The organism is Bradyrhizobium sp. HKCCYLS3013 (assembly GCF_051167615.1).
In the GTDB taxonomy this organism is placed as follows: Bacteria; Pseudomonadota; Alphaproteobacteria; order Rhizobiales; family Xanthobacteraceae; genus Bradyrhizobium.
The window spans coordinates 255,488-277,132 of the sequence record NZ_JBNPTK010000005.1 but is presented as its reverse complement, the minus strand read 5'-3'; the positions used below and the strand labels follow the sequence as shown (position 1 = coordinate 277,132).

At 66.2% G+C, this 21,645-nt stretch carries 24 protein-coding genes; 12 read left to right on the top strand and 12 right to left on the bottom strand.

Annotated features, from left to right (window positions below; genetic code table 11):
- Nucleotides 1–172: 172 nt before the first annotated feature.
- Together serA and ACQR1F_RS12210 are read left to right on the top strand one after the other, a co-directional pair.
- Nucleotides 173–1,420, top strand: coding sequence for a phosphoglycerate dehydrogenase (gene serA / locus ACQR1F_RS12215; RefSeq protein ID WP_315804414.1), 1,248 nt, complete (start codon nucleotides 173–175; stop codon nucleotides 1,418–1,420).
- 21 nt (nucleotides 1,421–1,441) lie between these two features.
- Nucleotides 1,442–1,921 (top strand): TOBE domain-containing protein, encoded by a 480-nt coding sequence (locus ACQR1F_RS12210; protein WP_315804415.1) that lies wholly within the window; start codon nucleotides 1,442–1,444, stop codon nucleotides 1,919–1,921.
- On the opposite strand, the gene ACQR1F_RS12205 is transcribed toward ACQR1F_RS12210, so the two are convergent.
- From ACQR1F_RS12205 to ACQR1F_RS12170, 8 genes are all read right to left on the bottom strand, one after another.
- Nucleotides 1,830–2,252, bottom strand: coding sequence for a winged helix-turn-helix domain-containing protein (locus ACQR1F_RS12205; RefSeq protein WP_315804416.1), 423 nt, complete (start codon nucleotides 2,250–2,252; stop codon nucleotides 1,830–1,832). The two genes, ACQR1F_RS12210 and ACQR1F_RS12205, sit on opposite strands and share 92 nt — an antisense overlap.
- Nucleotides 2,249–2,839, bottom strand: a complete 591-nt coding sequence (locus ACQR1F_RS12200) for a DUF2478 domain-containing protein (RefSeq protein WP_434887347.1) — start codon at nucleotides 2,837–2,839, stop codon at nucleotides 2,249–2,251. Before ACQR1F_RS12200 ends, ACQR1F_RS12205 begins: the two co-directional genes overlap by 4 nt.
- A gap of 11 nt (nucleotides 2,840–2,850) precedes the next feature.
- Entirely contained in the window at nucleotides 2,851–3,714 is an 864-nt protein-coding gene (locus ACQR1F_RS12195) for a xanthine dehydrogenase (protein WP_434913092.1), read from the bottom strand.
- A gap of 208 nt (nucleotides 3,715–3,922) precedes the next feature.
- On the bottom strand, nucleotides 3,923–5,017 hold the full coding sequence (gene modC / locus ACQR1F_RS12190) for a molybdenum ABC transporter ATP-binding protein (protein WP_434913091.1): 1,095 nt from the start codon (nucleotides 5,015–5,017) through the stop codon (nucleotides 3,923–3,925).
- Nucleotides 5,014–5,703 carry a molybdate ABC transporter permease subunit gene (gene modB, locus ACQR1F_RS12185; RefSeq protein WP_316171718.1) on the bottom strand — a complete coding sequence of 230 codons (690 nt, stop codon included), beginning with the start codon at nucleotides 5,701–5,703 and terminating at the stop codon, nucleotides 5,014–5,016. Before modB ends, modC begins: the two co-directional genes overlap by 4 nt.
- 26 nt (nucleotides 5,704–5,729) lie before the next feature.
- The gene (gene modA / locus ACQR1F_RS12180; RefSeq protein WP_434913090.1) at nucleotides 5,730–6,497 is read right to left on the bottom strand and encodes a molybdate ABC transporter substrate-binding protein; all 768 of its coding nucleotides are present in this window, start codon (nucleotides 6,495–6,497) and stop codon (nucleotides 5,730–5,732) included.
- A 262-nt stretch (nucleotides 6,498–6,759) separates the two neighbouring features.
- Nucleotides 6,760–8,325 carry an amidase family protein gene (locus tag ACQR1F_RS12175; RefSeq protein ID WP_434845449.1) on the bottom strand — a complete coding sequence of 522 codons (1,566 nt, stop codon included), beginning with the start codon at nucleotides 8,323–8,325 and terminating at the stop codon, nucleotides 6,760–6,762.
- Between the two features lie 22 nt (nucleotides 8,326–8,347).
- Nucleotides 8,348–9,766, bottom strand: a complete 1,419-nt coding sequence (locus ACQR1F_RS12170) for a M20 family metallopeptidase (protein ID WP_315804423.1) — start codon at nucleotides 9,764–9,766, stop codon at nucleotides 8,348–8,350.
- 298 nt (nucleotides 9,767–10,064) lie between these two features.
- Here ACQR1F_RS12170 and ACQR1F_RS12165 point away from each other — a divergent pair, with 298 nt between their 5' ends.
- Nucleotides 10,065–10,310, top strand: a complete 246-nt coding sequence (locus ACQR1F_RS12165; RefSeq protein WP_434913089.1) for a hypothetical protein — start codon at nucleotides 10,065–10,067, stop codon at nucleotides 10,308–10,310.
- 6 nt (nucleotides 10,311–10,316) lie between these two features.
- Here ACQR1F_RS12165 and ACQR1F_RS12160 read toward each other — a convergent pair whose 3' ends face one another.
- Both ACQR1F_RS12160 and ACQR1F_RS12155 read right to left on the bottom strand, forming a co-directional pair.
- Nucleotides 10,317–10,505 carry a hypothetical protein gene (locus ACQR1F_RS12160; protein ID WP_315804425.1) on the bottom strand — a complete coding sequence of 63 codons (189 nt, stop codon included), beginning with the start codon at nucleotides 10,503–10,505 and terminating at the stop codon, nucleotides 10,317–10,319.
- A 53-nt stretch (nucleotides 10,506–10,558) separates the two neighbouring features.
- On the bottom strand, nucleotides 10,559–10,714 hold the full coding sequence (locus ACQR1F_RS12155; protein WP_434913088.1) for a hypothetical protein: 156 nt from the start codon (nucleotides 10,712–10,714) through the stop codon (nucleotides 10,559–10,561).
- A gap of 116 nt (nucleotides 10,715–10,830) precedes the next feature.
- Here ACQR1F_RS12155 and ACQR1F_RS12150 point away from each other — a divergent pair, with 116 nt between their 5' ends.
- The 6 genes from ACQR1F_RS12150 to ACQR1F_RS12125 all read left to right on the top strand — a co-directional run bounded on the left by ACQR1F_RS12150 (nucleotide 10,831) and on the right by ACQR1F_RS12125 (nucleotide 16,401).
- On the top strand, nucleotides 10,831–11,409 hold the full coding sequence (locus ACQR1F_RS12150) for a cytochrome c oxidase subunit 3 family protein (RefSeq protein WP_315804426.1): 579 nt from the start codon (nucleotides 10,831–10,833) through the stop codon (nucleotides 11,407–11,409).
- A gap of 3 nt (nucleotides 11,410–11,412) precedes the next feature.
- Complete coding sequence (locus tag ACQR1F_RS12145; protein WP_316177915.1) at nucleotides 11,413–11,676, top strand: cytochrome C oxidase subunit IV family protein; 264 nt, start codon at nucleotides 11,413–11,415, stop codon at nucleotides 11,674–11,676.
- Nucleotides 11,677–11,776: 100 nt separating this feature from the next.
- Entirely contained in the window at nucleotides 11,777–12,229 is a 453-nt protein-coding gene (locus ACQR1F_RS12140) for a c-type cytochrome (RefSeq protein WP_315804428.1), read from the top strand.
- A 38-nt stretch (nucleotides 12,230–12,267) separates the two neighbouring features.
- Nucleotides 12,268–13,614: a cbb3-type cytochrome c oxidase subunit I gene (locus ACQR1F_RS12135; RefSeq protein ID WP_315804429.1), complete on the top strand. Its 1,347-nt coding sequence runs from the start codon at nucleotides 12,268–12,270 to the stop codon at nucleotides 13,612–13,614.
- 60 nt (nucleotides 13,615–13,674) lie between these two features.
- Nucleotides 13,675–14,484 carry a CbbQ/NirQ/NorQ/GpvN family protein gene (locus ACQR1F_RS12130; protein ID WP_315804430.1) on the top strand — a complete coding sequence of 270 codons (810 nt, stop codon included), beginning with the start codon at nucleotides 13,675–13,677 and terminating at the stop codon, nucleotides 14,482–14,484.
- A gap of 3 nt (nucleotides 14,485–14,487) precedes the next feature.
- A complete protein-coding gene (locus ACQR1F_RS12125) occupies nucleotides 14,488–16,401 on the top strand; it encodes a nitric oxide reductase activation protein NorD (protein ID WP_434913087.1) in 1,914 nt (637 codons plus the stop codon).
- 3 nt (nucleotides 16,402–16,404) lie between these two features.
- Here the strand turns inward: ACQR1F_RS12125 and ACQR1F_RS12120 are convergent, their stop codons facing one another.
- A complete protein-coding gene (locus ACQR1F_RS12120) occupies nucleotides 16,405–16,839 on the bottom strand; it encodes a DUF2267 domain-containing protein (protein WP_315804432.1) in 435 nt (144 codons plus the stop codon).
- A gap of 1,277 nt (nucleotides 16,840–18,116) precedes the next feature.
- Here ACQR1F_RS12120 and ACQR1F_RS12115 point away from each other — a divergent pair.
- Both ACQR1F_RS12115 and ACQR1F_RS12110 read left to right on the top strand, forming a co-directional pair.
- Entirely contained in the window at nucleotides 18,117–18,359 is a 243-nt protein-coding gene (locus ACQR1F_RS12115; RefSeq protein WP_315804433.1) for a hypothetical protein, read from the top strand.
- A gap of 303 nt (nucleotides 18,360–18,662) precedes the next feature.
- Nucleotides 18,663–19,460: a creatininase family protein gene (locus tag ACQR1F_RS12110; RefSeq protein WP_316238408.1), complete on the top strand. Its 798-nt coding sequence runs from the start codon at nucleotides 18,663–18,665 to the stop codon at nucleotides 19,458–19,460.
- 110 nt (nucleotides 19,461–19,570) lie between these two features.
- Here ACQR1F_RS12110 and ACQR1F_RS12105 read toward each other — a convergent pair whose 3' ends face one another.
- Nucleotides 19,571–20,506, bottom strand: a complete 936-nt coding sequence (locus ACQR1F_RS12105) for a LysR family transcriptional regulator (RefSeq protein WP_316177923.1) — start codon at nucleotides 20,504–20,506, stop codon at nucleotides 19,571–19,573.
- A gap of 150 nt (nucleotides 20,507–20,656) precedes the next feature.
- On the opposite strand from ACQR1F_RS12105, the gene ACQR1F_RS12100 reads away from it, so the two are divergent.
- On the top strand, nucleotides 20,657–21,631 hold the full coding sequence (locus ACQR1F_RS12100; protein ID WP_316217563.1) for an N-carbamoyl-D-amino-acid hydrolase: 975 nt from the start codon (nucleotides 20,657–20,659) through the stop codon (nucleotides 21,629–21,631).
- Nucleotides 21,632–21,645: the final 14 nt, after the last annotated feature.

The window sequence follows — 21,645 nt, the reverse complement described above, 5'->3', positions numbered from 1 at the left end:
ATGCCAGGCGCTGATTTTGCATCGCCGGTCAAAAGGCCGCGACGGAGTGGACAAGACCCTGAGAAAGCGACAGAAAGCCACCCTGCCGCGTCGCATTCACCAAGTTTCAACGCATCGCGACTGTAACAACCGCTACACTACGCCACCTCCACGACTGAATCAGGCCAGGCCCATGCCGCTATCGCTGCCCAAGCAAAAGATCCGCGTTCTGCTCCTCGAGGGCGTGAACGACTCGGCCGTCCGCATGTTCGAGGCCAACGGCTATACGGAAATCGAACGGCTGCCGAAGGCGCTCGGTTCGGCGGAGTTGAAACGTATGCTGTCGGGCGTGCACATGCTTGGCATTCGCTCGCGCACGCATCTGACCGAGGAAGTGCTGCAGGCCGCCGATCGGCTGATGGTGGTCGGCTGTTTCTCCGTCGGCACCAACCAGGTTGATCTCGATGCCGCCAAGCGGCTCGGCATCCCCGTGTTCAATGCGCCCTATTCGAACACCCGCAGCGTCGCCGAGCTGACGATCGCCGAGGTCGTGATGCTGATGCGCCGCATCTTCCCGCGATCGGTGTCGGCGCATGCGGGCGGCTGGGACAAGTCCGCCAATGGCAGCCGAGAGGTGCGCGGCAAGACGCTCGGCATTGTCGGCTACGGCAACATCGGCTCGCAGCTGTCGAACCTCGCCGAGGCCATGGGCATGCGGGTGATCTTCTTCGATCTCACCGACAAGCTCCGCCACGGCAACACCGAGCCGGTCGAGAGCCTCGACGAGCTCCTGGCGATCAGCGACGTCGTGTCGCTGCATGTCCCGGAGACGCCGGCGACCGCCAACATGATCGGCGAGCGCCAGATCCGTCACATGAAGGACGGCGCCTATCTGATCAACAATTCGCGCGGCACGGTAGTCGACATTGAGGCGCTGGCCAGCGCGTTGCGCGAGGGCAAGCTCTCAGGTGCTGCCGTCGACGTGTTTCCGGTCGAGCCGGCCTCGAATGCCGATCCGTTCGTCTCGCCGCTGCAGGGCCTGCCCAACGTGATCCTGACCCCGCATGTCGGCGGCTCCACCGAGGAGGCGCAGGATCGCATCGGTGGCGAGGTTGCGCGCAAGCTGATCGACTATTCCGATGTCGGCTCGACCTTCGGCGCCGTGAACTTCCCGCAGGTGCAGTTGCCGGCACGCCCGACCGGCACGCGCTTCATCCATGTCCATCGGAACGTGCCGGGCGTGCTGCGCCAGGTCAACGATGCGGTGTCGCGGCACAACATCAACATCCTTGCGCAATATCTGCAGACCGATCCCGAGGTCGGCTATGTCGTGCTCGAGACCGACGTGGTCGGCGGTGAGGGCGAGGCGCTGCTGTCGGAGCTGCGCGCGGTGGAGGGCACGATCCGCGTGCGCGTCCTGTACGATCACGACCGGCCCTGAGGCTGTGGAGGCTGCCGCGCGATGACCGGCTCGTCTGCATCGTCTTCAGCCTCGTCCGTCGTTCTCAGCACGACGGTGCCGGCGCGCGTGCTGCGCCATGATCCGCAATACGGCATGTCGACATTGTTCTTCGCCGACGGCGAGCTGCGCGTGCCGATGGTCGATGCGGCTGTTGACGCCGGCGTCTCCGTGACCATCGAGGCCCGCGACGTCTCGATCGCGCTGTCGCGGCCGATGGATGTGTCGATCACCAACCGGCTGCCGGGCCGGATCGAGGAGATCCTGCCGCTCGATCCGCCCTATGTGCGCGTGACGTTCGATCTCGGTGCGACCAGGCTCCACGCGCTCGTGACCTTGGAATCGGTCGAGCGGCTGGCGTTGGAGCCGGATCTATCGGCCTGGGCGATGATCAAGAGCGTCGCGATCGGACCCGGCGCGGTTCGGCCTTCGGAGCTGCCTCGGCCGCGCCGCTGGCCCGCTTCTGATAGCGCGGATCGGTAGCCTTCTGCAGCTCGACGAGCGCCGCAGCGGTGGCCGTGCGGGTGCGCCGCTCCATCGAGCGATACAGCGCGATCAGCCGCTCGCCGAACGGCGTGATCTCGGCGCCGCCGCCGCGGCGGCCGGGATGGGTCTCGAACACCGGCGTCTCGAAGGTGCGGTTGAGCGCATCGACCATCAGCCAGCATTTGCGGTAGGAGATGCCGCTCGCGCGCGCGGCGCCCAGGATCGAGCGCTCCCGGCGGATGAAGTCGATCAGCAGCAGATCCTCGGGCGACAGACTTCCGCCGTTGCCGAAAGTGATGGTCAATGCGATCTGAGCTTCGCGCTTCATCCTATTCCGATCCGCTCGCGTTGTGAGCCGATCATGTCACGCGGGCTCTGCGCTGTCACCATGCGGCCGGACCACGCTTCGATCCAGCCGGCACGGCGCGCGACTTCGACCGGGACGCATTCGGCGAACACGCCGGCGAAGCGCGTCCACGCCTCCATCATCGCAGGCGATACCGCCGTGATGATCGGAAGCCCGGCTGACATCGCCGAGCCGAAGGCGTCGGCGAGGCCACCTCCCGCCGCCTCCTGCTTGCCGAACTTGCTGAGGATCACGACATCCGTGCCACGCGCGATCGACTGCTGCACGGCGGCGCAGGCCAGCACCAATCCTTCGGGATCGAGGTTGCAGGCCTGCGATCCCGGGCCGAGATCCTGCGAGATCGAGAACATGCGGTTGTCGTCGAGGCTGCGCAGCATCATGGCCTTGCACGGCCTGGTCTTGTCGACGTTGCTCTCGATCACGCCGGAGACGCGCAGCCCCATGCCTGCGAGCCGCGTGGCGAACTCATCGAGTAACTCCTGGATGACGGTGGACGCAGCGCCCTGCAGCGCCACGATCTGACATGTCCCGACCTCAGCGACACCCATGGCAGTCCTCCTCACGCATTGGCGGAGACGCGGCCCGCCTTCCGACCGGTTCGCATGATCTCTTGGACAGCCGAGACGACGCTCGCGGCGATCGATCGCCCGCGGTCGTCCATGCCGGTCCATGCGGCGTGGCGGCCGCGCGGATCGATCTCCAGCAGCTTGACGTTGGCCGGCACGCGCAGACCGTCGCGCGCGATGCCGCGCAGTGCGCCATCGAGCGGCGCCAGCATCGGCGTGCCGCCGAGCGATCCGAGCTGCAGTCCTTTGTAGACGCGGGTGCCGATGTCGAGCGGCGTATGCCAGACGGCATCCTGATCGGAATAGACGAAGCGCTCGCGGCCTGCGCCGCCGAGATCGCGTGCCTTGCCGTCCGCATCGCGCGTCGTGCCGTGCGCCACGATCGCGCCGGTCTCGCAAGGATGTGTCTCGACCGCGATGTCGCAATTGTGCCCGACCGCAAAGCGCGGCCCAATGCCGACGGCGATGCCGGCGACGCCGCGCAGATCCGGCGTCGCAAGATGCTTCTGCATCCGTGCATCGACGATGACTGCGGGATAGCGGAACGCGATGATGTCGGTAAGATGCATCCCGGTGACGGCGACCCGGCCTGGCTCGCGATGAATGCGCACGACGTCCGCGATGCCCTCGGCCCGGCAGCCGATCACGCCGTCGATGTCGCACGTCTCACCATACAGGACGTCGTGAAAGGCCATGCCGCGTCGGATCACCGGCGGAAAGGCGTCGTGACAAAGGACGAGCGCGAAGCACGCCTGGTTGAGCTTGGCCGCGATCGCGGAGGCGATCTCGTTGGTGCCCAGCACCAGCGCGAGCGGCTTGGGCGCGTTCGGATGCCAGGTGACGGCGGCGGCTTTCATGCTGATGACCTCGTGTTGCGAGATCGAATGAGCAAGCCGCGGGCCAGATCGCTCTGCGCCGACCAACTTGTTCATTGCATTGAGGAAAAGCAGGCAGGCTTCGGTTTTGCGATCCAAAGCTATATTGTTTAGGATATAACATCGGACGCTATATTGTCGCTTATACAACATGTGTTGCGATGGTGGGGGGAGGGTCGGCGCGTGCCGATCAGACGATGGGCTCTTCGCGCCGAACCAGCGCGACGCCCTTGACCTGGGCGTAGACGGCAAGCCCCGCCTGCAGGCCGAGCTCGTTCCACGAGCGTTGGGTGACCCGCGACAGCAATCGCGCGCCCTCACCGTCCTCGCCGAGGCCGAGCAGGGCAGTGACGCGGTGGTCCGATTGGCCGCGGATTTCCAGGATCTTCGCGCGCAGCACGTTGACGATGGTGCTGCGGCTCGGCGTTTCCACGGCGAGGCTGACGTCATCGGCCAGCACGCGCAGGCGGCGGCGTGTTCCGGACGCAAGCGGCTCGGCCGGCAGCACGAAATGCCCGCCGGGCACCGCAAGCGTCACCATGCCGTCGATGGCGTCGTGCTTCAGAACGGTGGCGTCGAGACTCACCGCAGCATCGCGGGAGAGCGCGAGCGGCAGTGTCAGGTCGGCTTGGAGCACGGACAGCGGGCCTGAAGCCAGGACGCTGCCATTGCGCATCAGCACCAGCTGATCGGCGAGCCGCTCGACCTCCGCGATATCGTGGCTGATGTAGAGGATCGGCAGGTCGAGCGCGGCATGCAGGCGCTCCAGATAGGGCAGGATCTCGTCCTTGGTCATCTGGTCGAGCGCCGACAGCGGCTCGTCCATCAGCAGCAGCTTCGGCTGGCTGAGCAGAGCGCGGCCGATCGCCACGCGCTGCCGCTCGCCGCCGGACAGATGGCGCGGCGAGCGCTCCAGCAGCTTGGCGATGCCGAGCAGCGACACGACCTCATCGAAGCCGATGGCGGTGGGGCCGGACGGGCCGGGATGGCCGTACATGAGGTTGCGGCGGACGGAGAGATGCGGAAACAGATTGGCTTCCTGGAACACGTAGCCGATCGGGCGCCGGTGCACCGGGCGGAAGGTCTTCTCGTCCTGCCAGACGTCGCCGGCGACGGAGCATCGTCCGTCCAGGCGGTTGAGGCCGGCGATGCTGCGCATGACGGCGGTCTTGCCACAGCCGGACGGGCCGAAGATCGCGGTGACGCCGCGCGCCGGAACCTCGAACCGCGCGTTCAGCTCAAAGCGCCCGAGCGTACCGCGGAAATCGACCTTGACGGTGCTCATGACGCGCGTCGCGTCATCTTCTTCTCGATCAGCATCATCGTCAGAATGACGCCGAACGAGAACACGACCATCCCGAGCGCCAGCACGGAGGCTTCGGTCCATTGCGAGGTCTCGACGTAGTCGTAGATCGCGACCGACAGCACCTTCGTCCTGCCGGGAATGTTGCCGCCGATCATCAGCACGACGCCGAACTCGCCGACAGTGTGGGCAAAGCCGAGGATCGCGCCGGTGAGGAAGCCGGGGCTCGCGAGCGGCACGGCGATCGTCCAGAACGCGCGCCAGGGCGTGGCCCGCAGCGTGGCGGCTGCTTCCAGGGGCTTCTCGCCCATGGCCTCGAAGGCGTTGCGGATCGGCTGCACCACGAACGGCATCGAGAACAGCACCGAGCCGATCACGAGGCCCGGGAAAGTGAAGGCGAGGGTGCGTGCGCCCCACAAGGAAGCGAGCGCCCCGCCGGGACCGCTCGGGCCGAGCGCGACCAGTAGATAGAAGCCGAGCACGGTCGGCGGCAGCACCAGTGGAATCGCCACCAGGGCTGCGACCGCCTCTTTCCACCACGCCTGCGACCGCGCCAGCCACCATGCGATCGGTGTTCCCACGATCATCAGAATGACGGTCGTGATCGCTGCCAATTCGAGGGTCAGACTGACCGGTTGCCAGATATCGGCCGAGACGTGCAAGTTCATCCTTGGAAGTTCATCGACGTGAGCGCTCAGCTGCCGGACTTCGGATCCAGAGCATAGCCGAACTTCTCGATGACCGCACGGGCTTCCGGAGTCTTGAGGAAGGCCAGGAACGCAGTCGCCGCCTCGTTGCCGGCGGATGCCTTCAGCAGCACGGCATCCTGGCGGATCTCGCTGTAGAGGTTCTGCGGCACCAGCCAGCGCGAGCCGCCCGCATTCGGCATCAGCTGCGACAGCGCGACGAAGCCGACCTCGGCATTGCCGGTATCGACGAACTGGAACGCCTGCGAGATCGTGTTGCCCTGCACGATCTTGGGCTGGATCGCTTCATAGAGCTTGAGCGCCTTCAGCGTCTCCACTGCGGCCGCGCCATAGGGCGCGGCGGTGGGATTGGCGATCGACAGCTTGTTGAACGCGTTCGCCTTCAGCGTTTCCTCGCCCTTCACCGCCTTCGGATCCTTGCTCCACAGCACGAGCTTGCCGATGGCGTAGGTGAAGCGGCTCTCGGCGACGCCGAGGCCCTCGTCGACCAGCTTCTTAGGCCGTTCGTCGTCGGCGGAGAGCAGGATCGCGAACGGCGCGTTCTCCTTGATCTGGGTGTAGAACTGTCCGGACGCGCCGAAGCTCAGCACCAATTCGTGCCCCGTCTTGGCCTTGAACAGGCCGGCGATCTCCTTCGCCGGCTCGGTGAAGTTGGCGGCCACGGCGATGTTGGCGCTGCCGGCAAACGCGTTTGCCCCAGTCAGGAGAGCGGCAGCCGCGCACAGAGCAGCGGCGACGAAGCGCATCGATCTCATCACAATTGTCCTCGTTCATATCGACAGAGACGGGTTCGCTTCGGTGAATTGCAAGTCCCGTTCCGGCGCAGCGGCCCGTACCGATCCGTGCTATATTCATTCGTATACATCAAAATAGACAGGTCGGCGACGTCCCGTCAACCCGAGGGGCTCCCTCGGGCAAACGCGATGGGCGTCAGTGTTCGACTTTCGACAATCGAGGCTGAAGCGATGTCGGAAACGTGACGGCCCGAGAACCAGGGGTCTTCGGGCCGGCGCGAGACTAAGCCATCCGCTCCCAGAGCTGCCGCACCAGCATGCCCGCGCGCTTCTCGATCGCCGCGGCGGCATCGAGCGCGAGGTCCTCGCGATAGCGGCCGGCGATCAGCTGCACGCCGATCGGCTGGCCATTGTGAACCGCCACCGGCACCACCGCGCCGGGCAGCCCGAGCACGTTGATGGCCGAGATGAAGCGGATCTCGTTGAAGAAGATATCACGCACGCGCTCCGGGCTTACCGTGTCCTCGCGCGGGCCCGGCGTCGGCTTGACCGTCGTTGGCGCCAGCACCACCGGATACTCCTCGAAGAACATCTGCCAGGCGCGGATATGGGTGGAGCGCTGCGCCGTCGCGTTCATCCAGCCTGCGAGGTCGAGGATCTCGGCCTTGGCCCGCATCCCGCCCCACGCCTTGTGGAAGTCTTCGGAGGTGACGGCGAGCATCTTGGCTTCCTGCATCACGACCACCTCGGTGGTGATGACGTCGCACCAGGTCTGCCAGACGCCGGAGATGTCGGGGACCTCGACCTCGCTGACCCGGTAGCCGGAGCGCTCCAGATGATCCGCGGCCTGCCGGAGCGCGGCCTGCACCGAGGGATCGACGTCCATGTCATCAGGAATCTTGGCGAGCGCGACCTTGATCGGCCGCTTGGGCGTCTCGCCCTCGAGCGGGGCGGGCACCCACCAGGGATCGCGCGGATCGCGCCGGCTCATCACCTCCAGCGCCAGCCTGACGTCGGCGACGCTGCGCGCCAGCGGCCCCTGCGACGACATCAGATGCGCCAGCATCGGCCGCTCGGCCGCGGCGCTTTCATTGTAGGCCGGGATGCGCCCCTGTGTCGGCTTGATCGTGACCACGCCGTTGCAATGCGCCGGCCAGCGCAGCGAGCCGCCGATGTCGTTGCCATGCGCGATGGTGCCGATGCCGGCGGCGACCGCGGCTCCGGCGCCGCCCGACGAGCCGCCACAGGTGATCTCGGGATCCCACGGGTTCAAGGTCAGCCCGTGCAGCGGGTTGTCCGTGAAGCCGCGGAATGAGAATTCCGGCGTGTTGGTGAGGCCGAGCACGATCGCGCCCGCCTTCTTGAGGTTGCGCACGACGGGCGCGTCCGACGGCGCGATGATCCCGGTCTGCGCCGGAACGCCGTTGGGGTTTGGCCGTCCCTCGTAGTCGACGTTCTCCTTGATCGTGACGGGCACGCCATGCAGCAGGCCGTCCTTGTTGCGCGCCTTGTCCGCGGCGCGCGCAGCTTTCAAGGCTTCTTCGGACAGATCGACGACGACCGCATTCAGCTTCGGATTGACCTCATGCATGCGCGCGAGATGAGCCTCGGTCACCTCGACCGAGGAGATCGCGCCGGAGCGGATCGCAGCGGCGGTGTCGAGCGCCGACCACTGCCAGACTGGTCCTTTCGGCAGCCGCGGCTTTGGCTCGGCTGCCTTCGCCTGTGGTCTGGCCTGCGGCTTCGCCTTTGCGGGCTTCCTGTTGGCCGTGGCGCGCGCGGCCGCGCGCTTCGGAGCCGGCTTGGCGGTCTTCGCCGCCGGCTTCTTCTTTGTCGCTGTCTTTGCCATCGTGTTCCCCCCAGTTTCTCTCTCAAACGACCGACATGGTCAGCGGCGGCTCGACCTCGGCGGGCAGCGGGCTGACATAGGGCGTGCGCTGTGTCCGCTTCTTCAGGTCGGCCTTGGCGGCTGCGATCAGCGCCGGCTCATTGAACGCCTTGATGCCGAGACCGGCCATGGCCTTCGCGGCCTGCACCATCGCCTTGTGCGCGGCCGGCGTCTTGCCTTGCGCGACGACCTGCCAGGTATGGAACGGCGTGCCGATCGCCACCGTCGGCGCGTGCACCTGCACCGTTGGCACCACCCAGCTGACGTCGCCGACATCGGTCGAGCCGATCTGCGGATTGCGCTTGGCGTTCAGCGGCACCAGGAAGTCGGCCAGCGGCTTGTCGGTCGGGTCCATGCCGATGCTGTAGTAGACGGATTCGATGTCCTTGTCGGTCAGGGTCGCCTGGATCTGCCCGGCGAAATCCTTGTCGGTCGTGTCGAAATGCGGCGGCCCGAGCTCTTCCATGATCCCGTGCAGCGCCTCTTCGAGCGGCGTGTTGGGCAGGATGTTGGAGACCGCCGAGATGATCTTCATCTCGACCTTGGTCTCGGTCATCATCGCGGCACCTAGCGCGATCTTGTGCACGCGCCCGACCAGCTCGTTCATGCCGGGCAGGTCGCGCGCGCGGATGGAGTAGCGCACGCGCGCATGCGCCTGCACGACGTTGGGTGCGATGCCGCCGGTGTCGAGCAGCGCGTAATGCACGCGGGCGTCGCTCGGCATGTGCTCGCGCATGTAGTTGACGCCGACATTCATCAATTCCACCGCGTCGAGCGCGCTGCGGCCGAGATGCGGCGAGGCGGCCGCATGCGAGGTGCGTCCGGTGAAGATGAAGTCCGCGCGCGTGTTGGCGAGCGAGGGCGTCATCACCACTTCCCAGAAGCTCGACGGATGCCAGGTGATCGCGATGTCGGCATCCTCGAACGCGCCTGAGCGCACCATGAAGGCCTTTGCGGCGCCGCCTTCCTCGGCAGGGCAGCCGTAGTAGCGCACGCGTCCCGGGACCTTGTTGGCGGCGAGCCAGTCCTTCACGGCGGTGGCCGCGAGCAGCGCCGCCGAGCCCAGGAGATTGTGGCCGCAGCCATGGCCGTGGCCGCCGGTCTCGATCGGACGATGCTCGGCAACTCCCGCTTCCTGGCTGAGGCCGGGCAGGGCGTCGTATTCGCCCATGAAGGCGATGACCGGACCGCCTTCTCCCCATTCGCCCATCAGCGCCGTCGGAATGCCCGCGACCTTTTCAGTGATGCGAAAACCCTGGTGCTTGAGCTCGGCGAGGTGTTCGGCAGATGAGCGGGCCTCGGTGTAGCAGACCTCGGGCATGCTCCACACCCGGTCGCTGAGCTCGATGAAACGGGTCTTGATCGCGTCGACGCCGCGCCAGATCTCGCTGCGGTTGTCCATCTCCGGTCTTGTCCTCTTTAGCCGATAGGAAGCCGGTATGGTTATCAGCTAAGTTCCCCGACGCCTAGCGATCCGCCGCGAGAGCAGCCATGCGGCCTGCGGCAAGGCGCGGAGGAGCGCGCGTCATCCTTTGAGCAGATGATGCTGCGATGGGATGCAGCGCGATGCTTTCGGCGGCGCAGCGAGAAGGGTCGGGACGCCGTCCTCAAATTTCGGAACTGCCGCCGTGCGCTGTTACCGCACCCGTCCAGGAACGATCGTGGTCGCGTCCTGTTCTCGTGTCAGGAGTGCGACCGCCATGCGGGCAGGACCGATCACCATCATCGTTGCATTGCTGCTGATTCTCGCAGCCGCCGTCATCTTCGCCTATCAGGGCATGACCCTGCCTGGCGATCCGATGCCGGCCGGGGGCTGGATCGCGCTCACGCTCGGCGTGGCGTTTTCGCTCATCGTCGGGATCGGGCTGATGGTGCTGTTGTTCTACAGCAGCCGCAAGGGCTACGGCGAACCATCACAGTTCGGGGCTGATGATCATCGCGACTGAGGCCGCTCACGCCGGGCGCGGCGGATGCTGTGTCCGCGGATGCCGGTCGTGAAGCAGCTTGGCGAGTTCGTGCCTCAGATCGTCGTGACCGCGCATCGCCGTCTCGAACAGCGCCTCCTGGATGTCGCGCGGCATGTCGCCCCAGACGCCGATGGCGGCGCTTCCGAGCAGCTCTGCGAACCGGTTGTCGTCCATGCGGCACCTCCGGACGATCTGACGCCCGAGAGCGGCAAAGGTTCCAGGCCCGGTTACTGCGTGGTGAACAGGACAACCGCAATCGCAACGGAGAGCGCGATCGCGGACACCGTCCCCGCGGTCGACAGCACGCCCATGCGCCGCAGCGCCGCTGCAAACACGATGATGATCGGGGTGGCGGTGACGAGGCCGAGCTGCGCTTCGGTCATGGACATGCTCCTGATGCCGATCCCGTAGCGCATCCAGGCGCCGTGCTGTTTGTGCGCCGACAAAGAGCATGTCTGCCGCCCCGACTAGCTTTGCCGACATCTGATCGGAGGTGGCGGTGTCGGCACTCACATACGAACCGGAACCAACGGAGCGCTGGGGCGTGCTCGACGGGTTGCCGGGCGACCCCATGATGTGGGTCCTGATCCTCAGCGAGCTCGTCGCTTTCGGCCTGCTGCTCGGCGCTTTCGTCGTGGCGCGCGCAGTCAATCCAGTCGTGTTCGCGGCCGGGCAGGCCATGCTGGACGGACCTCTCGCCGCATTGAACACAATCGTGCTTGTGACGAGCGGGTGGGCTGCGGCGCGCGCGGCGGCCGCGGCGAGAGGCGCATCGCCGCCCACCGCACGGCGTTGGATCATGCTGGCGATCCTGCTCGGCGCGGCCTTCATTGCCGTCAAGCTGACCGAGTATGGCAGGGAGATTGCCGCCGGCGCAGGCCTGGAGACGTCGCCGTTTTTCACGCTCTATTTTCTGCTCACGGGCTTCCATCTGCTCCACGTCGTGCTCGGGATGGTCATCCTGGGAGGCGTCGGTCGTCATGCCGCGCCCGACAGCGTCGAGACCGGGACGGCGTTCTGGCACATGGTCGACCTGGTCTGGATCGTGATGTTCCCGATCCTCTATCTGGTGGGATGAGTCATGGTCCGCGATCGCCTCACGCTCGCCTGGCTTCAATTGCTGAGCCTCGCCACCGCCACGCTCGCGGCCTCGCTGCTGCTGCCGAATCGCTGGCTCGCCGATGCTCTCGTGCTCGTGCTCGCATTGGCCAAGGGCAGGGTGATCGTGCTGGATTTTCTCGGCCTGCGCCATGCGCCCGCGCTGTGGCGCGGCCTGCTCACATCGTGGCTCCTAGGCCTGGTCGCGCTCGCCGGGCTCGCGGTCGCGATCCGCGCACTGGTCTGACGCGCCATCGCCATGCTGCTTGCGCGGCGACAAAGAGACTCCCGGCAGTGCCGGTAGATTGCCTTCACCATCGACCTTCACCAAACGGAAAGGACGTGTCATGGCGGAACGCCTGACCAAGTCTGCCGCACGGAACGTCTTCTACGGCGGTTCGGCCTTCTTCTTTGCGATCTTCCTCGGGCTCACAGCGCACAGCCACTACTACATGGTCACGACCTCGACCAGTGCGTCGACGCTGTCCGACGGCGTCGCTCGCGGCAAGCACGTCTGGGAGAAAAACTCCTGCATCAACTGCCACACGCTGCTCGGCGAGGGCGCCTATTTCGCGCCAGAGGTCGGCAATGTCTGGGACCGCTGGGGCGGCAGGCAGGACCCGGCCGCCGCGCGCGAGATGCTGAAGTCCTGGATGCAGTCGCAACCCTCCGGCGCGCCCGGCCGCCGGCAGATGCCGCAGTTCAACCTGTCCGACCAGGAGCTCAACGATCTCGCGGACTTCCTGCAATGGACCGACACGATCAAGCGCCAGGACTGGCCGCCGAACAAGGCCGGCTGAGCCGGCATCCCGCCCCCCCGTCATGAGAGAGATCCGCGATGAGATATGAGACCCAGAAGGTCGCGATGCTGTATTTCTACGGCGCGCTGACGCTCTTCCTCGCTCAGGTCATCTTCGGCCTGCTCGCCGGCACGATCTACGTGCTGCCGAACACGCTGTCGGTCCTGCTGCCCTTCAACATCGTCCGCATGATCCACACCAACGCGCTGATCGTGTGGTCGCTGATCGGCTTCATGGGCGCCACCTACTTCCTGCTGCCCGAGGAGACCGAGACCGAGCTCTACAGCCCGCTGCTCGCCAAGATCCAGTTCTGGATGTTCTTCGGCGCCGCGGGGGCTGCCGTCGTCGGTTATCTCTTCCACTACCATGAGGGCCGAGAGTTTCTCGAGCAGCCCTTCATCATCAAGGTCGGCATCGTCGTCGTCTGCCTGATGTTCCTGTTCAACGTCACGATGACGGCGCTCAAGGGTCGCAAGACCACGGTGACCAACATCCTGCTGTTCGGGCTGTGGGGCGTGGCGATCTTCTTCCTGTTCGCCTTCTACAATCCGGCCAATCTCGCCGTCGACAAGATGTACTGGTGGTACATCGTCCATCTCTGGGTCGAAGGCGTCTGGGAGCTGATCATGGCCTCGATCCTGGCCTTCCTGATGATCAAGCTCAACGGCATCGATCGCGAGGTGGTCGAGAAGTGGCTCTACGTCATCATTGGCCTTGCGCTGTTCTCCGGCATCCTCGGCACCGGCCATCATTTCTACTGGATCGGCGCCCCCGGCTACTGGCAGTGGATCGGCTCGCTGTTCTCGACCCTCGAGGTCGCGCCGTTCTTCACCATGGTGATCTTCACGGTGCAGATGACGCTCAAGGCCGGCCGCAAGCATCCGAACCGCGCCGCGCTGCTGTGGTCGGTCGGCTGCTCCGTGATGGCGTTCCTCGGCGCCGGCGTGTGGGGCTTCCTGCACACGCTGTCCAGCGTGAACTACTACACCCACGGCACCCAGGTCACGGCGGCACACGGCCATCTCGCCTTCTTCGGCGCCTATGTGATGCTCAACCTCGCCGTCATGGCCTATGCGGTGCCGCAGCTGCGCCAGCGTGCGCCGTATAACCAGTGGCTCTCGATGGCGAGCTTCTGGATCATGTGCACGGCGATGATGACGATGACCTTTGCACTGACCTTCGCCGGTATCATCCAGGTGCATCTGCAGCGCGTGCTCGGCCAGAGCTACATGGACGTGCAGGACCAGCTCGCGATGTTCTACTGGGTGCGGCTCGGCTCCGGCGTGTTCGTGGCGATCGCGGCGCTGATGTTCGTCTGGGCCGTGCTGGTGCCCGGCCGCACCAAGGAGGCTGCGCTGCCCGGCGCGCTGCAGCCGGCGGAGTGAAATCCCGCAGGCGGCGGCCTCGATGCCGCCGCCTGCATCCCCCTGATACGGAGAGTTGTCATGAAGCCCGCGCTGCACGCGATCCATACCGCCCCGTCGTTCCCCTCGTACACGCCGACCGGCCATGAATGCGCGCTGTTCGAGCATGCGTTCCGACATCGCCTGCCGGTGCTGCTGAAGGGGCCGACCGGCTGCGGCAAGACCCGCTTCGTCGCGCACATGGCGGCGCGACTGGGCCTGCCGCTGCACACGGTCGCCTGTCACGACGACCTCACCGCCGCCGACCTCACCGGGCGCTATCTGCTCAAGGGCGGCGACACCGTGTGGACCGACGGCCCGCTGACCCGCGCGGTGCGCGAGGGCGGAATCTGCTATCTGGACGAGGTCGTCGAGGCCCGCAAGGACGTCACCGTCGTGCTGCATCCCCTCACCGACGACCGCCGGATCCTGCCCTTGGAGCGCACCGGCGAGGAGCTGATCGCGCCCGACGGCTTCATGCTCGTGGTCTCCTACAATCCCGGCTACCAGTCGCTGCACAAGGCGCTCAAGCCGTCGACACGGCAGCGCTTCATCGCCATCGAATTCGGCTTCCTGCCGGCCGAGCAGGAGATCGTGGTGGTTGCCGCCGAGAGCGGGCTGGCGCCGGAGCGCGTTCGGCCGCTGGTGGCGCTCGCGCATCGGCTGCGCGCGCTGCAGGGCCATGACCTGGAGGAGGGCGTCTCGACGCGCTTGCTGGTCTATTGTGCGACGCTCGTCGCCGCCGGAGCATCCATCGCGGACGCCGTGCTCGCTGCGATGATCGAGCCGCTCACCGACGACGCCGACGTCAAGGCCGCGCTGCGCGAGGTCGCGCATGCCGTGATCGGGTGAGCCATGCTCGACTTCCTCGAACTGGAGGAGACCGTCGGCCGTGCCTGGCATCGCATGGTCGGCACGACCTCGAGCTATCCGGTCCATCCGGACCAGGCCGTCGCCCTGAACGAGATCAGCGGCCGCATCGCCGTCATGTTCCGCGCGCTGGGCGGCGAGAGCGGCGTGCAGATCGCCGGAGCCAAGGCGCGCAAATCGGGCCATCGGCTCGGCTGGCGCCAGCGCATTGGCCTCGGCGACGAATGCCTCGACCAGGCCGGGCGCGACGGCGCCACCGTGTTCCTGCCGGAGACCATCGCGCTGCTGCCGGATCGCGCGCTCAATGCGCAGCTCTATCACTGGCTCGCGGCGTGGTTCGCGACCATGGCAGTCGAGCCGATCGCGGAGCGCGATCCGCTGCGGCGTGATCTGCTGGCGCTGCGCCGGGCCTGTGAGACGACCTCGCTGGTGCTGGCGCGCTTCCCGGGGCTGGCGCGTCCGCATGCGCAACTCGCTGAAGCGCTGGCTGCGGCGCGGCCGCGGCGGCCGCTGCCTCGGCTCGAGCAGCAGGTCGAGCACATCGTCATGGCGCTGCTCGGCGCGGGCGCGCCGCCCAAAGGCGCGCTGTGGAATGCGGTCATCGCCGGCGGCCCGTTGCCGCAGGCCGCCCCGCCCGGCTATCGGCCGATGCTGCCGTGTCCGCTGTGGGGCGATTGCTGGGGTCGCGATGCCGTTGCCGCGGCGCGCGACGACGACGAGACGCAGACGCCCGCAGAGCAGGAGGGGGCACCCGACACCCGCAAGCGATTCGCGCGGCGCGAGCGCGACGACACGGCCAAGCGCGATCCATTCATTCTCAACCGCTTCGAGAAGATCCTCGCGATGGCGGAGATGGTCAATGTCGATCGTCCGTCCGACGATACCGACGATGACGACGCCCGCAAGGCCGCCGACGATCTCGACGAGCTTGCGATCGCCAGGCGCAAGGGGCGGCCGGCGAGCAAGCTGAAGTTCGACCTCGATCTGCCGCCCGAGGCGGTCGACACCGCGAGGCTCGACAGCGGCCGGCTGTATCCCGAATGGAATTATCGCAGCGGCGCCTATCTGCCGGATCATTGCCGCGTCGTGACCGGCGACGCCGCCGAAGCGGGCGAGGCGTGGGCTCCGGACGATGCGATGCGCCGGCGGATCCGCAGCGTCCGGCGCAGGTTCGAGACCTTGCGGCCGCGCCACGAGATCATGCGCGCGCAGGCCGACGGCCACGACCTCGACATCGACGCGCTGGTGCGCGCGCGCAGCGATCTCAATGCCGGCCATGGCGGCATCGACCGCGTGCACCTCGCGATGCGCCCGCTGGCGCATGATCTCGCGGTGACTCTCCTGGTCGACGTGTCCCTGTCGACCGATGCATGGATCGATGGCGTGCGTGTCCTCGACGTCGAGAAGGAGGCGCTGCTGGTGCTGGCGCATGGGCTGTCGGCCTGCGGCGACAGCCACAGCATTCTCACCTTCACCTCGCGGCGCAACTCGTGGGTCCGCCTGGAGACCGTGAAGGCATTCGGCGAGCCGATGAGCGGGCGGGTCGAGCGCCGCATCGGCGCGCTCAGGCCCGGCTACTACACGCGTATCGGCACGGCGGTGCGTCACGCCGCCGGCGAACTCACCGAGCGATCCGAGCGCAAGCGCCTGCTGCTGGTGCTGACCGACGGCAAGCCGAACGACGTCGATCACTATGAGGGACGGTTCGCAATCGAGGACACGCGCAAGGCGGTGCAGGAAGCGCGACGCGGCGGCGTCGCGGTGTTCGGCGTGACCATCGATGCGTCGGCGCAGTCGTATTTTCCAACCCTGTTCGGTCGCGGCGGCTACGCCATCGTCGGCAACATCCGGCGACTACCGGCCGCACTGCCGGCGCTGTACCGGCAGTTGGCGCACTGACGCTTACGTCGCCGGCTCGCGCAGATTGCGCAGCGACACGGGCAGGTGGGCCATGAGCTTGTCGAACTCGCCGGGATCGAGCTTCTCCCAGAGAATCTCGAAGATGCCGCGCGCCGCCGTGAGCGGATCGACCGGGAATTGCGGCGGCAGTTGGCGGAAGATGTCATCGACGAAATATTCGAGATGGCGGTCCTTGGTCGGGGTTGCCGCGTGGTGCCAGCCCTCGTAGTAGATCCCGCGAATGAGCATCGGCAACTGGACGCCGAAATTCACGGCGACGGCCAGGGGCATGCGGTCGCGCAGCACATGCAGCACGGCACGCAGTGCATTGTAGGCCTGCTGCCGGCTCGCCAGCGCGAGGCGCTGCTCGATGGCCTTCAGCCAGATGTTGGTTTCCTGGACGGTGTGATCCAGGGCGGTCACGCCGGTCTCGCTCATGTGGTTCTCCATGATGACAAGTGCACAGGACCGTTCGAGGGACGCCGAACGAGGTAACGGCAAGGCCTGATTCGCTTGAACGCCTTGTCAGTAGGTGGTGCGTTCGAGCCGGTCATGTTGACCTGCATCAAATCACGATGTCGTGGTTGGACCGTGAGGTAAATGGCGGGTCAACGTCCCGCCCAGTCGTTTACGATCCCTGGCTGCCGGAGCAGCACCGGGGGTCGGCAAGCCCATCCGTCATCTTACGGGGATCGTCGTGCCCCCGTGCACGGCACGCAACATTGGTCAGCAGTTCACTCTGACAAACAGCCATCGACAAACAGCCATCGACAAACAGAACGTCTACAAATCAGCACGTCGCGATCTCGCGGCGCGGATCGCTCCCGAGTGTTGCTTGACGGAACCCTCTTCAAGGGAGAGGGCGCAGGGAAGGCCGGGAGCTCGCCGCCCCCATGGCCCCCGTGCGGAAAGAATGCACGGGGCAGGAACCACAGGTTCGGCCGAGACATCCCGGCCTTCCCTGCGCGACGGTGTTACGGCTTATACGCACTCTCCCCGGTGAACGGGCTGTCTTGCCACCGTCACCCGCGCGAGGCTGAAACCTCGTCGCGAGCTTGACGCCAGCGTCGCGGCGCCAGGACCATGCGATTTCGCCGTCCGCGCCGTGCCGTTCGTCCGCAGGCATGACACCCGCTGCGACACGCCGCGTCCATCGCATCCCGCACTCCACGTCTCGTGACGTTCGCGATACGCCCCTCTTCATGAGGCGGGATGCGCGGAAATGTGCAGGTGATTTGCCCGACGGCGCAAGTGCCAAACGTGCGACGAACTAACACGACGGGCAATTCGCGCATGGCGGTCATGCTGATTCGTTCGTTCGATGGTGGCGGGATTTTGCGTCTACCCGTGCTCAGTCGGAGAGCGCATCTCAAGTTGGCATCGGGCTGCTGCCTTGGGGGTGGTGCGAGGTGGGCGCTGCGGGCGCTGAGAGACGCGCGACCACAGCGCTCCTCGTTCGCGGTGGCGAGCATGATGCCGAGCCACCGGAACGTTCGCGTCGCAAGTCTGGAACTTGCGCGACTCGTTCGCGCTGAACATCCCGAGATCATCGCGGGCCGGCGCTGCGCCGTCAGGTTGAACCGTAGTTGTCCTGCTTGTGAAGAACACGTCTTCGCTTGCTCGTCGCGACAGACTCACCTTACATCGGAGTCGTCCGAGGCGGAGAGATCGCGCGCTCGGCACCCCTTCAACTCACGAATCGACGTCGGCTCGCAATGCTCAAGTCTGCCCAAGAGAAGTCTGTTCACAACAAGCCTGCTCAAGACAAATCCGGCAAAGACCTTCCGCTGACCGGCTATGCCGTCGTGGTCGATGGTCAGATCAAGACCGAATTCAAGACCAAGGATGGCGCACACAACGGCGCGCATGACCTCAAGCGCCGGTTTCCGATGTTGCAGATCAGGGTGTACGACGCGGAGACGAAGCAGACCCACGACATCGAATTGACGCGGGCGTGAGACTGGCCCGCCGCGCGAGCCGTGGTGTTGTGAGGACGCAGGGCCGTTGCACCTTGTCGAGGTCGAAATCGCTGTCGATGTTTGAGCGTATGGAGAGCATGCTCCTGATGTAGCCGAGGGTGCGGTCCGGGTTGCCGCGCCGTCACCCTTGTGGGAGAGGCCGCTGTATCGCGCAGTGGCGTGCAGGCCTGGCTGCACGCAGGCCACTGTCGGCCTGCGCGCAAGAGACGCCGAGATGGGCTGTTGCGGTCGCTGCGTGATCTGAGCCAATCTGCCTCATCTCCGACCACGCGAGCAGCCATCATGACCGAAACCGCCTGGAATAGACTTTCCGCCGCAGCGCTTCGCGCGCTCGCGGCCCGTGACGCGCTCGTGCTGTTGCCGGTGGCCTCGACCGAGCAGCACGGCCCGCATCTGCCGACGGGAGTCGACGACTTCCTGTGCAGCGAGGTCTGCCGCCGCACCGCGCTGGAGCTGGCTCCAGACCATCCCATCGTGGTCGCGCCGACTGTCTGGTGCGGGCTCGCCGACCATCACGTTCCATTCGGCGGCACCTTTACCCTCAGTCTCTCCACCTACCACGCTGTGCTCAGGGACCTTTGCCGCTCGATCCTGAATGCCGGCTTCCGCCGCATCGTGATCGTCAACGGCCATGGCGGCAACATCCAGGCGCTGGCCGCCCTCACCGGCGAACTGACGCGCGAGCTCAATGCCCCGATCGCGACCACGACCTATTTCATGGAAGGGCGGGAGACGATGGCCGAGGTCCTCGAGGATCAGGACGGTGTGATGCACGCCTGCGAAGCCGAGACGTCGATGATGATGGCGGCTCATCCGAGCCTCGTCGATGCGGCGAGGCTCGACGCGGCCTTCGGACCGAGCTTCGACATCATGGGCTCGATGGTGCCGTCGCTGAAAATGTTCAGATCGTTCGCCGACATCACCACCTCCGGCGTCGCAGGCGATGCGCGCAAGGCATCTGCTGCAAAGGGCGAGAAGCTGCTCGTCGGCTGCGCGGCGGCGCTGGCGGCGCGATTGCGGGCGGGCGAGCCATGGTCCACAATGTCTCCTGCAACCATTCCGCCGCCAGCCGCAAGATGACGGAGGCGCAGAGCATCATCGCGAGAAGCCCGCCGCAGGCAGGCATTTCGGATGATGGACCGCAAACGATACGTCCACGGGTCTATTGGACGCGTCGTGCCGATCGGCAATCAGCCGCGTTCCGCGGAAGCGGCGAGACTCGGAGCCGCCGCGTCGAGGCCATCCGCGAGACTGCGGCTCGCGTTTCGCACCTCGCTGCGAAACGTCTTCGCCAGGTTCGACAGCGGCCGCGCCTCCGACCACAACACATAGGCCGAGACTTTGGTGCTCGGCGTGAACGGCCGTACCACGAGATCATGCCCGCCCTGGCGCGGCGAGAATGGATCGACCACGGCGACGCCGACGCCGGTCGAAGCCAGCACGCAGGCCGTGTTGCAGTAACGCACTTCGACCGTCGGCTGGAAGTCGGCGTCGGCTTGCCGGAAGCTCTCGCGCACGGCTTCGCCGAGGCGTGTGCCGCGTTCGAGGCCGATCAGCGGGAACCCGGCAAGGTCCCGCGCTGAAATCATGTCGCGTTCCGCAAGCGGATGCCGGGCCGGCATCACGCACACCATCTCGCCGGTGTGCACGACCTCGTGCGCGATCCCGGGATGGTCAGACAGTCCGAGCGCGAAACCGAGCTCGGCGACGTTTCCGAGCACGCCCTCGATGATGCCCTCGTAGCGGCGCACGTCGAAGAACATCCGCGTCTGCGGCCGGCGCCGCAGGAAGCCTGACAAGGTCGGCGGGATGATGCTGTAGGCGAGCGGCGGCGTGGCGACGATCGACAGATGACCCGTCTTCTGCTCGCGCAGGTCACGCACGCGGCTTTCCAGCCGGGCATGCAAGGTGAAGATCGCCTCGCTCTCCTCATAGAGCGTCATCGCCTCGGGCGTCGGGAACAGCCGGTTGTTGACGCGCTCGAACAGCGTGAAGCCGGCCTGCGCCTCCATCGCCTTCAGCGCATTGCTGATCGCGGGCTGCGACAGCGCCAGCTCCTCGGCGGCGGCGACCGTGGTGTGGTGGCGGATGACCGCCCGCAGGATCTCCAGCTGGCGCAGGTTCATGTGGACGCCCTATAAGCCCAGGTTATGGTCTCGGCCAAAATATCATAGCGCGCGGCCGTGTGGGCAGATTGCAAATCCCGCGCCGCTTTCGCCAAATGATCCCTTCTTTCAGTGCGCGCATTCAGGCGGCGTTCCGCCTGATCGTTCGGCATGACGCACAGATTGGAGGCACTATTGAGCCGTATCTTCCGCGCCGCCGCGGCCCAGATGGGACCGACCCAGCGCGCCGACAGCCGGACGCACACGCTGTCCCGCATGATCGCGCTGCTGGATCAGGCCGCCAGCGAGGGCGCGAAGCTGGTGGTCTTCCCCGAACTCGCATTCACGACCTTCTTCCCGCGCTGGATCCTCGAAGGCGAGGCGCTCGACGGCCACTTCGAGCGTTCGATGCCGAATCCGTCCGTTGCCGCGCTGTTCGACCGGGCGCGGGCGCTTCGCGTCGGCTTCTATGTCGGCTATGCCGAGCTGACACCGGACGGACGCCGCTTCAACAGCTCCATCCTGGTCGATCCCGACGGTGAGATCATCAGCAAATATCGCAAGGTGCATCTGCCCGGCTCCGTCGAGCCGCGCCCGGGTGCCAAGTATCAGCAGCTGGAGAAGCGCTATTTCGGCTATGGCGATCTCGGCTTTCCGGCCGTGCGCGCCGGCCGCGAGTGGGGCGGCGCCATCATGGGCATGATGATCTGCAACGACCGGCGCTGGCCGGAATCGTGGCGCGTGCTCGGACTGCAGGGCGTCGAGCTGGTCTGCGTCGGTTACAATTCCGCGGCCTACGATCCGAACGGCGGCAACACCGAGGATGCCGCGCTGCGCACCTTCCATTCCACGCTGGTGGCGCAGGCCAACGCCTACATGAATGCGACGTGGGCGATCGCGGTTGCAAAGGCGGGCGACGAGGATGGCAGCGGGCTGATCGGCGGCTCCTGCATCATCGATCCCAATGGCTGCATCGTGGCGCAGGCGAGGACGCTCGCTGACGAGGTCGTCGTCGCCGACATCGACCTCGATCTGTGCCGCCAGGGCAAGGACAAGATGTTCAACTTCGCGGCCCATCGCCGGCCGGATCAGTACAGGCTCATCACCGAGCGCGCCGGCGTCGTCGAGCCGGTCGTGGTCGATTAGCCGTTCACATGGGG

What these genes read in the sequence shown, in the direction of transcription:
- serA (WP_315804414.1), top strand. Translation starts at nt 173, where the DNA reads ATGCCGCTATCGCTGCCCAAGCAAAAGATCCGCGTTCTGCTCCTCGAG.
- ACQR1F_RS12210 (WP_315804415.1), top strand. Translation starts at nt 1,442, where the DNA reads ATGACCGGCTCGTCTGCATCGTCTTCAGCCTCGTCCGTCGTTCTCAGC.
- ACQR1F_RS12205 (WP_315804416.1), bottom strand. Translation starts at nt 2,252, where the DNA reads ATGAAGCGCGAAGCTCAGATCGCATTGACCATCACTTTCGGCAACGGC.
- ACQR1F_RS12200 (WP_434887347.1), bottom strand. Translation starts at nt 2,839, where the DNA reads ATGGGTGTCGCTGAGGTCGGGACATGTCAGATCGTGGCGCTGCAGGGC.
- ACQR1F_RS12195 (WP_434913092.1), bottom strand. Translation starts at nt 3,714, where the DNA reads ATGAAAGCCGCCGCCGTCACCTGGCATCCGAACGCGCCCAAGCCGCTC.
- modC (WP_434913091.1), bottom strand. Translation starts at nt 5,017, where the DNA reads ATGAGCACCGTCAAGGTCGATTTCCGCGGTACGCTCGGGCGCTTTGAG.
- modB (WP_316171718.1), bottom strand. Translation starts at nt 5,703, where the DNA reads ATGAACTTGCACGTCTCGGCCGATATCTGGCAACCGGTCAGTCTGACC.
- modA (WP_434913090.1), bottom strand. Translation starts at nt 6,497, where the DNA reads ATGAGATCGATGCGCTTCGTCGCCGCTGCTCTGTGCGCGGCTGCCGCT.
- ACQR1F_RS12175 (WP_434845449.1), bottom strand. Translation starts at nt 8,325, where the DNA reads ATGGCAAAGACAGCGACAAAGAAGAAGCCGGCGGCGAAGACCGCCAAG.
- ACQR1F_RS12170 (WP_315804423.1), bottom strand. Translation starts at nt 9,766, where the DNA reads ATGGACAACCGCAGCGAGATCTGGCGCGGCGTCGACGCGATCAAGACC.
- ACQR1F_RS12165 (WP_434913089.1), top strand. Translation starts at nt 10,065, where the DNA reads ATGCGGGCAGGACCGATCACCATCATCGTTGCATTGCTGCTGATTCTC.
- ACQR1F_RS12160 (WP_315804425.1), bottom strand. Translation starts at nt 10,505, where the DNA reads ATGGACGACAACCGGTTCGCAGAGCTGCTCGGAAGCGCCGCCATCGGC.
- ACQR1F_RS12155 (WP_434913088.1), bottom strand. Translation starts at nt 10,714, where the DNA reads ATGACCGAAGCGCAGCTCGGCCTCGTCACCGCCACCCCGATCATCATC.
- ACQR1F_RS12145 (WP_316177915.1), top strand. Translation starts at nt 11,413, where the DNA reads ATGGTCCGCGATCGCCTCACGCTCGCCTGGCTTCAATTGCTGAGCCTC.
- ACQR1F_RS12140 (WP_315804428.1), top strand. Translation starts at nt 11,777, where the DNA reads ATGGCGGAACGCCTGACCAAGTCTGCCGCACGGAACGTCTTCTACGGC.
- ACQR1F_RS12135 (WP_315804429.1), top strand. Translation starts at nt 12,268, where the DNA reads ATGAGATATGAGACCCAGAAGGTCGCGATGCTGTATTTCTACGGCGCG.
- ACQR1F_RS12130 (WP_315804430.1), top strand. Translation starts at nt 13,675, where the DNA reads ATGAAGCCCGCGCTGCACGCGATCCATACCGCCCCGTCGTTCCCCTCG.
- ACQR1F_RS12125 (WP_434913087.1), top strand. Translation starts at nt 14,488, where the DNA reads ATGCTCGACTTCCTCGAACTGGAGGAGACCGTCGGCCGTGCCTGGCAT.
- ACQR1F_RS12120 (WP_315804432.1), bottom strand. Translation starts at nt 16,839, where the DNA reads ATGAGCGAGACCGGCGTGACCGCCCTGGATCACACCGTCCAGGAAACC.
- ACQR1F_RS12115 (WP_315804433.1), top strand. Translation starts at nt 18,117, where the DNA reads ATGCTCAAGTCTGCCCAAGAGAAGTCTGTTCACAACAAGCCTGCTCAA.
- ACQR1F_RS12110 (WP_316238408.1), top strand. Translation starts at nt 18,663, where the DNA reads ATGACCGAAACCGCCTGGAATAGACTTTCCGCCGCAGCGCTTCGCGCG.
- ACQR1F_RS12105 (WP_316177923.1), bottom strand. Translation starts at nt 20,506, where the DNA reads ATGAACCTGCGCCAGCTGGAGATCCTGCGGGCGGTCATCCGCCACCAC.
- ACQR1F_RS12100 (WP_316217563.1), top strand. Translation starts at nt 20,657, where the DNA reads ATGACGCACAGATTGGAGGCACTATTGAGCCGTATCTTCCGCGCCGCC.